The sequence below is a fragment of the Novosphingobium subterraneum genome (assembly GCF_000807925.1).
Classification (GTDB): Bacteria; Pseudomonadota; Alphaproteobacteria; order Sphingomonadales; family Sphingomonadaceae; genus Novosphingobium; species Novosphingobium subterraneum.
Genome location: NZ_JRVC01000004.1, coordinates 1 through 14,043, shown reverse-complemented (window position 1 = coordinate 14,043; position 14,043 = coordinate 1). Strand labels below are relative to the sequence as shown.

General features: G+C 64.5%; 13 protein-coding genes. 6 read left to right on the top strand and 7 right to left on the bottom strand.

The window, feature by feature from the left end; all coding sequences use genetic code 11:
- Positions 1 to 47 precede the first annotated feature (47 nt).
- A complete protein-coding gene (locus NJ75_RS04780) occupies positions 48 to 479 on the top strand; it encodes an MAPEG family protein (protein ID WP_039332022.1) in 432 nt (143 codons plus the stop codon).
- A gap of 25 nt (positions 480 to 504) precedes the next feature.
- Positions 505 to 939 (top strand): MAPEG family protein, encoded by a 435-nt coding sequence (locus NJ75_RS04775; protein ID WP_039332019.1) that lies wholly within the window; start codon positions 505 to 507, stop codon positions 937 to 939.
- Between the two features lies 1 nt (position 940).
- Here NJ75_RS04775 and NJ75_RS04770 read toward each other — a convergent pair whose 3' ends face one another.
- The 7 genes from NJ75_RS04770 to NJ75_RS04740 all read right to left on the bottom strand — a co-directional run bounded on the left by NJ75_RS04770 (position 941) and on the right by NJ75_RS04740 (position 9,521).
- Complete coding sequence (locus NJ75_RS04770; RefSeq protein ID WP_039332016.1) at positions 941 to 2,146, bottom strand: class I SAM-dependent RNA methyltransferase; 1,206 nt, start codon at positions 2,144 to 2,146, stop codon at positions 941 to 943.
- Positions 2,147 to 3,589: a bifunctional ADP-dependent NAD(P)H-hydrate dehydratase/NAD(P)H-hydrate epimerase gene (locus NJ75_RS04765; protein ID WP_039332013.1), complete on the bottom strand. Its 1,443-nt coding sequence runs from the start codon at positions 3,587 to 3,589 to the stop codon at positions 2,147 to 2,149.
- Positions 3,573 to 3,929 (bottom strand): hypothetical protein, encoded by a 357-nt coding sequence (locus NJ75_RS04760; protein ID WP_052242010.1) that lies wholly within the window; start codon positions 3,927 to 3,929, stop codon positions 3,573 to 3,575. Before NJ75_RS04760 ends, NJ75_RS04765 begins: the two co-directional genes overlap by 17 nt.
- Complete coding sequence (ilvD, locus tag NJ75_RS04755; RefSeq protein WP_039332011.1) at positions 3,929 to 5,776, bottom strand: dihydroxy-acid dehydratase; 1,848 nt, start codon at positions 5,774 to 5,776, stop codon at positions 3,929 to 3,931. The genes NJ75_RS04760 and ilvD overlap by 1 nt, the downstream gene beginning before the upstream one ends.
- Before the next feature lie 122 nt (positions 5,777 to 5,898).
- A complete protein-coding gene (locus tag NJ75_RS04750; RefSeq protein ID WP_039332349.1) occupies positions 5,899 to 6,621 on the bottom strand; it encodes an N-formylglutamate amidohydrolase in 723 nt (240 codons plus the stop codon).
- Entirely contained in the window at positions 6,618 to 7,415 is a 798-nt protein-coding gene (locus NJ75_RS04745) for a 4-(cytidine 5'-diphospho)-2-C-methyl-D-erythritol kinase (protein WP_039332009.1), read from the bottom strand. The genes NJ75_RS04750 and NJ75_RS04745 overlap by 4 nt, the downstream gene beginning before the upstream one ends.
- Positions 7,416 to 7,871: 456 nt before the next feature.
- A complete protein-coding gene (locus tag NJ75_RS04740; RefSeq protein WP_039332007.1) occupies positions 7,872 to 9,521 on the bottom strand; it encodes an electron transfer flavoprotein-ubiquinone oxidoreductase in 1,650 nt (549 codons plus the stop codon).
- A gap of 110 nt (positions 9,522 to 9,631) precedes the next feature.
- On the opposite strand from NJ75_RS04740, the gene NJ75_RS04735 reads away from it, so the two are divergent.
- From NJ75_RS04735 to NJ75_RS04720, 4 genes are read left to right on the top strand one after another with little or no spacing between them, the layout of a single operon-like run.
- Positions 9,632 to 10,411, top strand: coding sequence for a uracil-DNA glycosylase family protein (locus NJ75_RS04735; RefSeq protein ID WP_052242008.1), 780 nt, complete (start codon positions 9,632 to 9,634; stop codon positions 10,409 to 10,411).
- The gene (locus NJ75_RS04730; RefSeq protein ID WP_039332005.1) at positions 10,387 to 12,183 is read left to right on the top strand and encodes a lytic transglycosylase domain-containing protein; all 1,797 of its coding nucleotides are present in this window, start codon (positions 10,387 to 10,389) and stop codon (positions 12,181 to 12,183) included. The genes NJ75_RS04735 and NJ75_RS04730 overlap by 25 nt, the downstream gene beginning before the upstream one ends.
- Positions 12,173 to 12,700, top strand: coding sequence for a molybdenum cofactor biosynthesis protein B (moaB, locus tag NJ75_RS04725; protein ID WP_039332003.1), 528 nt, complete (start codon positions 12,173 to 12,175; stop codon positions 12,698 to 12,700). The genes NJ75_RS04730 and moaB overlap by 11 nt, the downstream gene beginning before the upstream one ends.
- Before the next feature lie 51 nt (positions 12,701 to 12,751).
- The gene (locus tag NJ75_RS04720) at positions 12,752 to 13,819 is read left to right on the top strand and encodes a PA0069 family radical SAM protein (RefSeq protein ID WP_039332002.1); all 1,068 of its coding nucleotides are present in this window, start codon (positions 12,752 to 12,754) and stop codon (positions 13,817 to 13,819) included.
- The last annotated feature ends 224 nt before the right edge of the window (positions 13,820 to 14,043 follow it).

The following is a 14,043-nucleotide window of genomic DNA, read 5'->3' as shown; positions in this document are numbered from 1 at the left end:
AACTCGCACCTCGCACTCTCCCGGCAATTCTCGGGGGAGATCTGAAGATGCAGGCGCAAATCCTCACGCCCGCCGCGGTGCTTGTGCTGTGGTCGATTGTCATGCTGTTCTGGATGGCCGGAACGCGGCTGCCAGCCCTCAAGCAAAAGGGTGGCCTCGGCAAAGCCAAGCCCGGCGGGCGCGGACAGGACCTCGAAGGCGTGCTGCCCGACGAGATCAACTGGAAGGCGCACAACTACAGCCACCTCATGGAACAGCCGACGCTGTTCTACGCCACCGTGATGATCCTTGCGATCATGGGGTCGGCCTCGCTCGATGTCATGCTGGCATGGGGCTACGTTGTCCTGCGCATCGTCCACTCGATCTGGCAGGCAACCGTCAACCGCGTGCCTGTGCGCTTCAGCCTGTTCCTTTTGTCAACGCTGTGCCTGATCGGGCTGGCCCTGCGCGCGCTGGGAGCGACCATGGGCCACGGATAAGCCATAAAAAAGGGGGAGAATGCCAATGAAGATTGCCCATATCCTGCAACCTGCCGTTGCACTGATGGCGTGGACCATGGTCATGTGGCTGTGGATGTACGTCACCCGCATTCCGGCCATGAATGCGGCAAAGCTCGATCCAGACAGTCTCGCCAAGGACCCCACCAGGACGCTCGACGATCTGCTTCCCGCCAGCGTCCAATGGAAGGCCCACAACTACAACCACCTGCACGAAGCGCCGACGCTGTTCTACGCGGTCTGCCTCGTCATCGCTGTCGCAGGGGCCGGCAACGGCACCAGCGCGACTGTGGCATGGGCCTATGTAGCCTTGCGCGTTGTCCACTCACTGGTGCAGGCGACCGTGAACAAGGTCATGGTCCGCTTCATCCTGTTCTCGCTGTCGAGCGTCGCGCTCATGGCGCTGATCTACCACGCCGCGAAGATCGTCTTCGCCGCCTGATTCAATCGCGGACGAACAGGCTGGCGAGCTCCACGTGCGTCGACCAGCGGAACTGGCCCACCGGCCGCAGCTCCGCCAGCCTGTAACCGCCCGAGATCAGCTTGACCGCGTCGCGCGCCCAGCTCGCGGGGTTGCAGCTGATATAGACCACGCGCGCAACCTTGCTCAGGGCGATCTGCTCCACCTGCTCCTCCGCGCCCGCCCGTGGTGGATCGAGCACGACGGATGCAAAGCGATCCAGTTCTTCCACCCGCAGCGGATTGCGGAACAGGTCCCGGTGCAGCGGATGGACCGGTCGACCGTTCATTCGCGCCGCCGCCTGGCAGGCAAGATGCGCATCGCGCGCCGCTTCGGCTGCCAGCACCTTTGTCTTCGGACCCGCAAGGGCAAAGGCGAAGGTGCCAAGCCCTGAAAACAGATCCGCCACCGTGGGTGCCCCGGCCAGCCATTCGCGCGCCGCACCCACAAGCGCTGCCTCGCCATCGGCAGTCGCCTGCAGGAAAGCTCCGGGCGGCAGCGAAACCGGCGTCCCGCCAAGGGTGACCGTTACCGGCTCCGGCTCCCACACGCCCTCGGCGCCATAGCCAGAATCCATCGTCAGCCGCGCCAGGCTGTTGGCCCGCGCAAAGTCGAGCAAGGCTTCGGTCTTCGCCAGACCTTCGGCAGTCAGCCCCTTCAAGCCGACGGACACACCCTGATCGGCCAGCGCCAGCTCGATATCGACCGCCAGCTTGCGGTCGCCCCATTCCTCGAGCAGGGCGCGCAGGGGCGCTACCAGTGCAAACAGTTCAGGCGCCAGAACATGGCACTCGCGCATGTCGACGATCTTGTGCGAACCCTGCTCGCGAAACCCGATGACCACGCGCTTGCCGATCGCCTGCGCATGCAAGGTCGCCCTTCTGCGCGAACGTGGCGGGGAGATGTGCGCCGCCGTGGCTACCACGTCCGCGATCCCCTGTCCCTTCGCCGCACCTACGACGCGATCGTGCACGTATTCGGCCAGCGCATTCTCGGACAGGTGCTGCAACTGGCAACCGCCGCAGGCGGGAAAGTGCCGACACGGCGGATCGACGTGGTTGGGACCGTGCACCAGCGAACCATCAGCCTGCAGCACATCGCCGGGAGCCGCCAGCGCCGCGTATCTGCCGTCTGCCGTTGCGCCTTCCCCCTTGGCGGCAACACGCACGATCAGATCTGACTCGCTCATTCAAGAAGTTCCTTCGTAGCCACCTCCGTGGCAGGCCTTCAGCGCTGCCTGCACGGCATGGGCCAGTTCTCCGGCCGTGAACGCAGGCCCGCACAGCCGCGCCGCTTCGCCGTGGAGCCATAGGCCTTCTTCGGCGGCGCGCAAGGCTTGCTCCAAGTCCTGACAATGCGTGGCAAGGCGGCTGGCGATGGCTCCCGCCAGGACGTCGCCCGTCCCTGCCACCGAAAGCCACGATGAAGCGCGCGGTGCCAGAACAGTCTCGCCACCGGGCGCGGCAATCAGCGTATCCGGCCCTTTCAGCACCACGACCGCGCCTGAAACCTCAGCCAGAGCGAGCGCGCGATCTCGCCGCAAGCCAGCCCCTGACAGCCCGAAAGCCCGCTCCAGCGCGCTCATCTCGCCCTCGTGCGGGGTCAGAATGCATTGTGCACCAGACAACATCGCCGGTCGCAACAAGACCAGCGCATCGGCATCCACCACTGTCGGTCGGCCAGCATGGAGCGCAGCAGCGAGCAGGCGCGACGCTTCATCAGACCGGCCCAGACCCGGCCCTACCAGTAGCGCCGAGGTCCGCGCGTCGGCCAGCATTCCCGCAGCGTCGCCGGTCACCACCAACTCCGGCGGGACCACCAAGGGCGCTGCCTGCGCTGCAAGCTTCACGTATCCCGCCCCTGCCCGCAGCGCGGCCGTCGCCGCCAGCAAGGCTGCGCCTGGCATCTCTCCGGCGACGATCCCGAGCATCCCGCGCCGGTACTTGTGCGCATCGGCTGCAGGTGCCTCCAGCTTCGGTTTCGCCAGGACCCGCGCCGCGCCCGGCAGTGCCGCCACGCCGATATCAACCAGCCTGACCGCGCCCATCTTCGAACAGGCAGGCATGGCAAAGTGGGCATGCTTCCACGCCCCCAGCGCCACTGTCAACGACCACTCCGGCAAGCCCTCATTCAGCGCGGCGCCGCTGTCACTTTCGATTCCGCTCGGCAGATCAATCGCAATGCGATGGCGATGCAGCGCCGCCAAATCGCACAGCAGGGCAAGAAGATCATCCGGCAAGGCGCGCGTCAGCCCGCTTCCGAACAGGCAGTCGACGAACACGTCCCCCGCCGTCACACTTCCCGCCGAAACGACCGCCCCGCGATACAGGGCCTTGGCATTGCGCGCCGCATCCGTCACCGGCTCGCGCGCCTGCACGACCTGCACGGCATTGCCATGTTCGCGAAGGTATTCGGCGATGACCCAGCCATCGCCGCCGTTGTTGCCCGGCCCGCACAGCACGGTAACCGAACCGCCGCCCGCGATCCGGCGTACCCACTCGCCCGCCCCGCGCCCGGCCAGTTGCATCAGCGCATCGACAGTCGAGCCCGCCGCAATCAGGTCCTCCTCTGCGGCGCGCATCTGCGCCACTGTGAGTACTTGCGAAAGCACAGGCTCACGGCAGCGGGGCATCGTCCTTCATCCTTGCCGGAAAGCGATAGCGGTCTCCCGCGACCGAAACTTCGAGCACGCCTTGCGACGACCACTGCGCCGTCGCCTCGTCGGCCCCGTCAGCCGATACCACGCCGCGCCCGTCGTTCACCATCTCAAACCGGCGAAAACCCCCGGCCTTGTGCCGCACGGTCAGGAAGCGCTTGCCACCCACGCGCGAGTCCTCGACAAAGCATTCCGGCAGGAACTTCGCCGATCCGCCCACTGCGCAATCGATCACCCGCCCCTTCGGCGCGTCCTCGGCCTTTGAGCAGGCAGCCAGCACCCCGCAGATCAGCAGCGCTGGCAGCCCCTTGCGCATCAGTCGATGCCCAGCTGCTTGAGGTCGCGCACCGCACCGCGCGCCGCGCTGGTGGTCATCGCGGCATAGGCCTTGAGCGCCGTCGAGATCTGGCGCGGCCGCTCCTGCGCCGGCTTCCAGCCCTTGGCGTCCTGGGCCGCACGACGGTGCGACAATTCCTCGTCGCTCACCGCCAGATGGATGGTGCGGTTTGGGATGTCGATCTCGATCATGTCGCCGTTCTGGACCAACCCGATCTCGCCACCCTCGGCCGCTTCCGGCGAGGCATGGCCGATGGAAAGGCCCGAAGTCCCGCCCGAAAAGCGCCCGTCGGTCAGCAGTGCGCACGCCGCGCCCAGCCCCTTCGACTTGAGGTAGCTGGTGGGATAGAGCATTTCCTGCATGCCCGGGCCGCCCTTCGGCCCTTCATAGCGGATCACCACCACGTCCCCTGCCACGACCTGCCCGGTCAGGATCGCCGTCACCGCCGCGTCCTGGCTTTCATAGACCTTGGCCGGCCCCGAGAACTTGTGGATCTTCTCGTCAACGCCCGCCGTCTTCACGATGCAGCCATCGCGCGCGATGTTGCCATAGAGCACGGCAAGCCCGCCGTCCTTGCTGAAGGCGTGTTCGGCCGAACGGATCACGCCGGTCTCGCGGTCAAGGTCCAGTTCCTTCCAGCGACGGTCCTGCGAGAACGCCACCTGCGTCGGCACGCCGCCCGGCGCCGCCTTGAAGAATTCCTGCACGCTTGGCGAATTGGTGCGCTTGATGTCCCAGCGATCCAGCGCTTCGGCCAGCGTGCGGCTGTGCACGGTCGGCAGGTGCGTGTGGATCAGGCCCGCACGATCCAGCTCTCCAAGAATGGCGTAGATGCCACCCGCCCGGTGGACGTCCTCCATATGCACGTCGTTCTTGGCCGGCGCGACCTTCGACAGGCACGGCACCCGACGGCTCAGCCGATCGATGTCCGACATCGTGAAGTTCACGCCCGCTTCGTGCGCCGCCGCCAGCAGGTGCAGCACCGTGTTGGTCGAACCGCCCATCGCGATATCGAGGCAAACCGCATTCTCGAACGCATCGAAACTGGCAATCGAGCGCGGCAGGACGCTGGCATCGTCCTCCTCGTAGTAGCGCTTGCACAGGTCCACGGCGAGGCGCCCCGCTTCGAGGAACAGGCGCTTGCGATCAGCGTGGGTAGCCAGCGTCGAGCCATTGCCCGGCAGCGAAAGACCCAGCGCCTCGGTCAGGCAGTTCATCGAATTGGCCGTGAACATGCCCGAGCACGAACCGCAGGTCGGGCAGGCCGACCGCTCGATCGCAGTCACTTCCTCGTCGGTCATCGTGTCGTCGGCCGCGGCCACCATAGCGTCGACCAGATCGAGCGCGTGCTCCTTCCCCTTGAGGATTACCTTGCCCGCTTCCATCGGCCCGCCCGAGACGAACACGACCGGAATGTTGATCCGCATTGCCGCCATCAGCATGCCAGGCGTGATCTTGTCGCAGTTGGAAATGCAGACCATCGCGTCGGCGCAATGGGCGTTGACCATGTATTCCACGCTGTCGGCGATCAGGTCACGGCTCGGCAATGAATAGAGCATGCCGTCGTGGCCCATGGCGATCCCGTCATCGACCGCGATGGTATTGAATTCCTTGGCAACGCCGCCAGCCGCCTCGATCTCGCGCGCCACCATCTGGCCGAGGTCCTTGAGGTGGACATGGCCCGGCACGAACTGCGTGAACGAATTGACCACCGCGATGATCGGCTTGCCGAAGTCCTCGTCCTTCATGCCTGTTGCGCGCCAAAGTCCGCGCGCGCCCGCCATGTTGCGGCCATGGGTGGTGGTGCGTGAACGATAGGGGGGCATTGTGCGAACTCCGGACAGGGAATCAGTTTTTATGAGCGACTTGGGATCGTTCCCTAGCCGACGGAATCAGCCGCTGTCGAAAGTATTAATTACAACTATGTCAGCCAAAAGTGGCAGAAAACCTAACTGATTGCGACCGCAACCTGATTGGCAATCCGCGCCAGCCGCTCGGCCCATTCAGCTTGGCCCTTAGCATCGCTGATCAGGTCTTGCCGCACCTCTATGCCCAGGTAGGGCCTTCCATCCGCCTCGGCATGGCGGTTCATCGTCGCATTAAGCAGCCTGCCCGAATAGGGCAGCTGATCCCCGACGCAGAGCCCCTCGGCCTCAAGCATTGGAATGGCGATCCGCGCTGCGCGATCATCCTCGTTGTAGAGCACGCCCACGTGCCAGGGCCGAGGCTCATCGCTCGAGGCGAGTTGCGGCGTGAAGCTGTGCAAGGACAGGATCAGCGCTTGCGGCACATCGGCCAGAAGGTCGGCCAGCGCATCGTGATAGGGCCGGAAGAACCGCGCCAGCCGCGCTTCATGGCCTGCATGATCGAGCGCGTTGCCGGGGATCGCATGGCCATCGCTGGCAATCGGCACCACGGTCGGCAGATGCTCTTCACGGTTGAAATCGCAGACCAGACGGCTCACCCCACCCTGAAACGCCGCAATGCCGGGACGTTGCGCCATCAGCGCCCCCACTTCGGCCACGCCGATGTCGACCGCGATGTGCTGGTCCAGCAGTTCGGGAGCGATGCCAAGGTCGATGTCATCGGGCACGCGGTTGGAAGCATGGTCCGACACCACCAGAATGCCCCCGAAGCGCGGCTGACCAAGGATCGCAAAGGCCTCGCTCATCGCAGGGCCCCCGCCAAGGTCCACCACCCCGCCGGCATAGCCACCTTGGCGGCATCGCGCAGCTCAGGCCTATCATAGAGCGCGAAGCACGTCGCGCCTGATCCTGACATACGCGTCAACCACGCGCCCGTCTGCTCCAAGGCTCTCAGCACATCGCCAATTTCTGACACGAGCGTCAGTGCCGGAGCTTCCAGATCATTGCGGCCCGCAAGCGCCATTTCCCTGAGGTTGTCACCTTCCATCTGCCCGCGATCAACGCCATCCCAAGCCTTGAACACCGGCCCGGTCGCCAGCGGAATGCGAGGGTTGACCAGCAGCACAGGCGTCCCCGCCAGATCGTTGGCGATCGGCTCCAGTTCGGTTCCGGTTCCGCGTCCGATGCACGCCACGCTCTCGACGCAAGCCGGCACGTCCGCCCCCAGCTTCGCCGCTCGCGCATGCCAGTCCTCCGGCAAACCATGGCTGTCCCGAACCATCCGGAATATCGCCCCGGCATCGGCTGATCCGCCACCCAGCCCGGCCGCCACCGGCAGATTCTTCTCCAGCGTCACCGCCCAGCCCGGCCCATGCGGCAGCGATTGCAAGGCTTTGGCCACGATATTGCCGAACGGATCGTCCAGCGCCCCGCCAAACTCGCCGACAACGCGCAGCGAATCCGCCTGCGCAGACGAAGCGCTCAGCACATCCCCCGCATCCACGAAGGCAAACAGCGTCTCAAGCTCATGATACCCATCCTCCCTGCGCCGCCGCACATGCAGCGCAAGGTTGATCTTGGCGTAAGCGGTTTCTTTCATCTCTTTGGCCTAAGGGTGCGGCAAGAGATAAGCCACCAATGCGAAAAAACTGCCGCTACAACGGAAACCGCCCCGAGGAGTCCCAAGCTCAACCACCCCCAGAAGTTCATTGTGGATCCAAAAAGCCAAACTGAAATAAAAATTGACCAGAAACCAACGATACCTCCCCATCTCGAGGCGGTTCGATATTTCAATGAAAGCTTGGTCACCGGGCTTGCCGTCGAGACATGCTTCAAGTCAGTCTTCGAAGGGCGGACATTTCCCCAAGCATCCTGCTATACAAATCAAGCATCCAAGCAAGCGCAGCTGAAAACAGCATCACCAACAGCGAGTAGGCCATAAACAGGCGCCTCCAGCCTCGGTTTACCAATGTCGATGCGATGTTCGCAAGCTCATGACTTCATGTATGCTGACCAGAGTGAGTGTGCCCTCCCCGTGCCGGGGAGGAACTCAACCTCACATATTCGGATAGTTCGGCCCGCCGCCGCCCTCAGGCGTGACCCATTCGATGTTCTGGGTCATGTCCTTGATGTCGCAAGTCTTGCAGTGGACGCAGTTCTGGGCGTTGATCTGCAGGCGCGGGTTGCCTTCCTCCACGCCGACGTACTCATAGACGCCCGCCGGGCAGTAGCGCTGCTCGGGGCCCGCATAGAGCGGCAGGTTGATCCGCGTCGGCACCGTCGGGTCTTTCAGCACGAGGTGGCTCGGCTGGTCTTCCTCGTGATTGGTGTACGAGAACGAGACGCTGGTCAGGCGGTCGAAGGTGATGACGCCATCAGGCTTGGGGTACGCGATCGGCTTGTACAGGTCGGCGCGCTGCGTCGCCTCGCTGTCGCGGTGGTGCTTCATCGGCTTCCAGATGCCAAAGCCGCCGATCGTGCGCAGCCACATGTCCGCGCCAGCCAGCACCGTGCCCAGCTCACCGCCGAACTTGGCCACCAGCGGCTGCGCGTTCTGGACCTTCTTCAACTCCTTGGCGATCCAGCTTTCGCGCACGGCCGCATCGTACTCGACCATGTCGTCCTTCTCGCGCCCAGCTGCCATCGCCGCCGCGATGGACTCCGCGGCCAGCATCCCGCTCTTCATCGCGGTGTGGCTGCCCTTGATGCGCGGCACGTTGACGAAGCCGGCCGAGCAGCCGATCAGCGCGCCACCCGGGAACGACAGGCGCGGCACCGATTGCCAGCCGCCTTCATTGATCGCACGCGCGCCGTACGACACGCGGCGTCCGCCTTCCAGGATCGCGCGGATTTCCGGGTGCTGCTTCCAGCGCTGGAATTCCTCGAACGGATAGACATAGGGATTGGCGTAATCGAGCGCGGTAACGAAGCCCAATGCCACCTGGTTGTTGGCCTGGTGGTAGAGGAACCCGCCGCCCCACGAATTCGATTCCGAAAGCGGCCAGCCCTGCGTGTGGATCACCCGGCCCGGAACGTGCTTCTCGGGATCGATGTCCCAGAGCTCCTTGATGCCGATGCCATAGACCTGCGGCTCGCAATCGCGCTCGAGGTCGAAATGCGCCTTGAGCCGCTTGGTCAGGTGCCCGCGCGCGCCTTCGGCAAACAGCGTGTACTTGGCGTGCAGTTCCATGCCCGGCTGATAATCGGGCTTCTTCGAACCGTCCTTGGCAATGCCCATGTCGCCGGTCGCGACGCCCATGACCGCGCCATTCTCGTCGAACAGGATCTCCGCCGCGGGGAAGCCGGGGAAGATCTCGACGCCCAGTTCCATCGCCTGTTCCGAAAGCCAGCGGCACAGGTTGCCAAGGCTGCCGGTATAATTGCCATCGTTCGACATGAACGGCGGCATCGGCCAGTGCGGGATCGAGACCTTGCCCTTCTTCGACAGCACCCAGTGCCAATTGTCGGTCACCGGCACTTCGGCCATCGGGCAGCCCTGTTCGCGCCATTGCGGAAGCAGTTCGTCGAGCGCTTTCGGGTCTACCACCGCGCCCGAAAGGATGTGCGCGCCGATTTCCGAACCCTTTTCCAGGATGCAGACCGAAATTTCCGGGTTCACCTGCTTAAGCCGGATCGAAGCAGCCAGGCCCGCAGGCCCTCCGCCAACGATGACGACGTCATACGGCATCGATTCCCGTTCGCTCATGCCCCGATATCTCCCGACTGCTGCTAAACGCACGATTGAATTTCGAATGTGCCTTGAAAGAGGGCACAGGCAAGGTCAAGACCGCAAATTGGACTGGAAGGAAAGACAGGTTGCCCGATATCGCTAACGCAGAAAATCATCAGTGGCGCGATGCCGTTACGGCCGCGCTCGATTGGTGGCGCGATGCGGGCGTAGACCATGCCTTCGTTGACGATGCTCAAGACTGGCTGTCCGAAGCGCGCAAGCCAAGGGAAGCTGCACCACCGGCCCCGATGAAGCCGCTGCGCGAACTCACGGCAGAGCGCGATGATTCGCCCAAGGTGGCCAAGGTTAGCGCCAAGGCTGATTGGCCGCAGACCTTTGAAGCCTTCGCCCCTTGGTGGTTGGCCGAACCCGCCCTCGCGCCCGCCGGGTTGCATCGCCTGCCTCCGGTCGGCGCGCAAGGTGCGGACCTGATGATCCTGGTGCCGATGCCCTCGGCAGACGATGGCGATACCCTTCTCTCCGGGCGTGCAGGCCGATTGCTCGATGCCATGCTGGCCGCGTTTGGCCTTGACCGGTCCCGAACCTACATCGCCTCTGCCCTTCCAGCCCACGTGCCGATGCCCGATTGGCACCTCCACAAGGAGTCGGGCCTCGGCGAAGTTCTCCTCCACCACATCACTCTTGCCGCTCCGAAACGACTGCTGATCCTGGGCGCATCAGGCATTTCGGCGCTTCTCGGCAACGACCCGCCGAATTTGGCTCAAAGTTTACGGGCAATTAATCAAGAAGGGCCACCACTTCCCGCGCTGCCGGCGTGGGATCTCGAAGCCATGCTGCAGCGCCCTGCCCTCAAGGCAGGTCTGTGGAGCCGCTGGCTCGAATGGACGGGGACCGAAACGATTTGAAGCTGGCTCGCGCCAAGACGTTCACGCTGCTCGCGCTCGCGGCCTCGTCGCTTGGGCTTTCGGCTGTCCCGGCTCACGCCAACAGCGCCGCGGTCGACTATTTCCGTGGCCGCGCCGATCGCACCGCCGTCCCCTCGCTGCTGAGCGCCGACGATCGCTCCTATTACAAGAGCCTGTTCTCCGCGATCGAGCGCGAGGATTGGACGCAGGTGCAGACGCTGTTCGCCCAGCGGACCGATGGGCCTCTCCATACGGTAGCCCGCGCCCAGTACATGCTGGCCGCAACCTCGCCCAAGGCAGAGCTCGCACCGATCACTGAAGTGCTGGCCAAGGCTCCGGACTTGCCGTGGGCGGAGCAGCTCGGTCGCCTCGCCCTGAAGCGCGGCGCCACCGACATGCCCGCCCTGCCGCAGGCACAGCGTCTTGTCAGCCTTCCCACCGTTTCCAAGCGCATCAAGCCGCGCCCGATCGATGACGGTACGATGCCGGCCGGCGTCGCCGCCGCGATTCAGGACCGCATCAAGTTTGACGATCCCGTCGGTGCCCGCGTCCTGCTCGATGGGGTCGATGCCACGCTCTCGCCCGCTGCTCGCGCCGAATGGCGGCAGAAGGTCGGCTGGGCCTTCTATATCGAGAACGACGACGCCACCGCCCGCGCTCTTTCGCTCACCGCCGCCGAAGGCACCGGCCCGTGGGTCGCGGAAGCCTACTGGACCGCAGGCCTTGCCAGCTGGCGCCTGAGCGACTGCCTCGCCGCCGCCGACGCCTTTGAAAAGACCGCAGGATCAGCCCAGAACGACGAACTGGCGTCCGCCGCACACTACTGGGCCAGCCGCGCCTGGCTGCGCTGCCGCAAGCCGGAAAAGGTCTCGGCCTCGCTGCGCAACGCCGCCCGCTTCCGCGAAACGCTCTACGGCATGATGGCGTCCGAAGCGCTGGGCATGCGCGAAAGCACGCCGCCGGTGGCGCCGGACTTCTCGCAGAATGACTGGCAGCAGCTTCGCGACGTTCCGAACATCCGCACCGCCGTGCAGCTTGCCGAAATCGGCGAAGACGGCCTTGCCGACGAAGTCCTGCGCCATCAGGCCCGCATCGGCGCGCCCGGGCAATATGCCCCGCTCTCGCGCCTTGCCCGCGATCTGGGCCTCCCCTCCACCCAGCTGTGGATGGCCTACAATGCCCCGGCAGGGGCCCGTCCCGATGAATCCGCGCGCTTCCCTGCGCCGAAGTGGACGCCGGCCACGGGCTGGAAGGTCGATCCCGCGCTGCTCTTTGCCCATTCGCTGCAGGAATCGAACTTCCGCACGGCCGTCACCAGCCCGGCCGGGGCCAAGGGTCTGATGCAGGTCCGCCCCGGCACGGCCAAGGACATGGCCCGCGTAGAGCCGGCAATGGCCGGGCGCGATCGCCAGCTCGACCTGCCTGACGTCAACCTTGCCTTCGGCCAGCAGTACCTCCAGCAGTTGCGCGATTCCGATGCGACGCAGGGCCTCCTGCCCAAGGTCATGGCCGCCTACAATGCCGGCCCCCTGCCGATCAGCCGCTGGAACACGGAAATCCGCGGCGGCAGCGATCCGCTGCTGTGGATGGAATCGATCCCCTACTGGGAAACGCGCGGCTACGTTTCCATCGTCATGCGCAATTACTGGATGTACGAAAAGCAGGCCGGCGGCCCGTCGGAAAGCCGCATGGGCCTTGTCCAGGGCATGTGGCCCAAGTTCCCCGGCCTTTCAGGCGCAGATAATGTGAGGATCGCATCGCGTGGCAATTGATACTTCGCGCGAATTCAAGCCGATCAACATCGCCCTGCTCACCGTTTCCGACACCCGCGGCCCGGCCGAGGATACATCGGGCGATATCCTCGCCGAACGCATCAAGGCCAAGGGCCACAAGCTCGCTGCCCGCGCCATGGAAAAGGACGATGCCGACCGCATCGCCAGTCGCCTCAACAACTGGATCGACGATCGCACCGTCGATGCCGTCGTCATCACCGGCGGCACCGGTCTCACCGGCCGCGACGTGACGCCCGAAGCCCTCGACCGCGTCAAGACGCGCGACATCCCGGGCTTTGGCGAACTGTTCCGCTGGCTGTCCTACAAGACCATCGGCACCAGCACGATTCAGTCACGCGCCTGCGCCGTCGTCGCGCGCGGCACCTATATCTTCGCCCTGCCCGGCTCGAATGGCGCGGTGAAGGACGGCTGGGACGGCATCCTCGACGAACAGCTCGACAGCCGCAACCGGCCCTGCAACTTTGTCGAACTGATGCCGAGGCTGCTGGAAAAGTAAGTCTTTCCAATCGCTATTGCATTTTCGTTCCACTTATGTTCCAATCCAGCCATGGCAGTCCATGGCAGAGGCGCACAATCCGCAAATGTCCCGACACGCTTCGGCCTCGCCACGCGCGAGGTTGACGGCGACTGGCTCGACGCTCGCGAGGATATCGACGGTCCCGGTCCCAAGCTGCGCACGACGGTCACCGAAGAACATTCCCGCTCGATCCTCACCTTCAACCGCTCGCCCGACATCCCCTTTGATCGTTCGGTAAACGCCTACAGGGGGTGCGAGCATGGCTGCGTGTACTGCTACGCTCGGCCCACCCACGCCTGGCACGATCTCTCGCCCGGCCTCGATTTCGAAACGAAGCTCTTTGCCAAACCCGATGCGGCAAAGCTACTGCGTGAAACCCTGGCCAAGCCCGGCTACATGCCCGCTCCCATTGCCATGGGCACGAATACCGATCCCTATCAGCCGATCGAAAGCCGTTACCGCATCACCCGCCAGGTGCTCGAACTCTGCCTCGAATTGCGCCACCCGGTCACCATCACCACAAAGTCCGCGCGCGTACTGGATGATCTGGACCTGCTGGCCGAACTCGCCCGCAGCAATCTGACCGCGGTCGGCATCTCGGTCACCAGCCTCGCCCCGCGCCTGTCCGGCCTTCTCGAACCGCGTGCAAGCAGTCCTGCCAAGCGATTGGAAGCCCTTGGAAAGCTTGTTGCCGCCGGCATCCCCACCCATGTTTCGGTCGCCCCGGTCATTCCTTCGATCACCGACCAGTTCATGGAAGGCATCCTTGAGGCCGCCGCAGAACGTGGCGTGAGGTCGGCCAGTTGGATCATGCTGCGCCTTCCACACGAAGTCGCCCCGCTGTTCCGCGAATGGCTCGACACGCACTTCCCGGATCGCGCATCGAAAGTCATGGGGATCGTCCAGTCGGTTCGCGGCGGCAAGGACAACGACGCGCAGTTCTTCACCCGCATGAAGCCGAATGGCATCTGGGCCGACCTCATCCGCACCCGCTTCCGCGTCGCCTGTCGCAAGCACGGCATCGGCAAGGCCCGCATCGATCTGGACTGCGCGCAATTCAGGAAGCCCAGCCCCAACGGCCAGCTGGACCTGTTCTGAGCACACACCAGACATTCTCCAAACCTACCGTCGCCCCGGGCTTGACCCGGGCCCCGCTTTTCTTCTGCGCTTCCTGTGAACCAAGGAAGCGGGATCCCGGGTCAAGCCCAGGATGACGGTTTGGGTCAGTACGGACAAGCTTGACAAAAAGAACCATATAGGTTATACACTCCGCCCACAGGTCAGGAGAGGGCACAAGGCCAACCCGCTCCTCTCCCTTCGGA

What these genes read in the sequence shown, in the direction of transcription:
- NJ75_RS04780 (WP_039332022.1), top strand. Translation starts at nt 48, where the DNA reads ATGCAGGCGCAAATCCTCACGCCCGCCGCGGTGCTTGTGCTGTGGTCG.
- NJ75_RS04775 (WP_039332019.1), top strand. Translation starts at nt 505, where the DNA reads ATGAAGATTGCCCATATCCTGCAACCTGCCGTTGCACTGATGGCGTGG.
- NJ75_RS04770 (WP_039332016.1), bottom strand. Translation starts at nt 2,146, where the DNA reads ATGAGCGAGTCAGATCTGATCGTGCGTGTTGCCGCCAAGGGGGAAGGC.
- NJ75_RS04765 (WP_039332013.1), bottom strand. Translation starts at nt 3,589, where the DNA reads ATGCCCCGCTGCCGTGAGCCTGTGCTTTCGCAAGTACTCACAGTGGCG.
- NJ75_RS04760 (WP_052242010.1), bottom strand. Translation starts at nt 3,929, where the DNA reads ATGCGCAAGGGGCTGCCAGCGCTGCTGATCTGCGGGGTGCTGGCTGCC.
- ilvD (WP_039332011.1), bottom strand. Translation starts at nt 5,776, where the DNA reads ATGCCCCCCTATCGTTCACGCACCACCACCCATGGCCGCAACATGGCG.
- NJ75_RS04750 (WP_039332349.1), bottom strand. Translation starts at nt 6,621, where the DNA reads ATGAGCGAGGCCTTTGCGATCCTTGGTCAGCCGCGCTTCGGGGGCATT.
- NJ75_RS04745 (WP_039332009.1), bottom strand. Translation starts at nt 7,415, where the DNA reads ATGAAAGAAACCGCTTACGCCAAGATCAACCTTGCGCTGCATGTGCGG.
- NJ75_RS04740 (WP_039332007.1), bottom strand. Translation starts at nt 9,521, where the DNA reads ATGAGCGAACGGGAATCGATGCCGTATGACGTCGTCATCGTTGGCGGA.
- NJ75_RS04730 (WP_039332005.1), top strand. Translation starts at nt 10,387, where the DNA reads ATGGACGGGGACCGAAACGATTTGAAGCTGGCTCGCGCCAAGACGTTC.
- NJ75_RS04720 (WP_039332002.1), top strand. Translation starts at nt 12,752, where the DNA reads ATGGCAGTCCATGGCAGAGGCGCACAATCCGCAAATGTCCCGACACGC.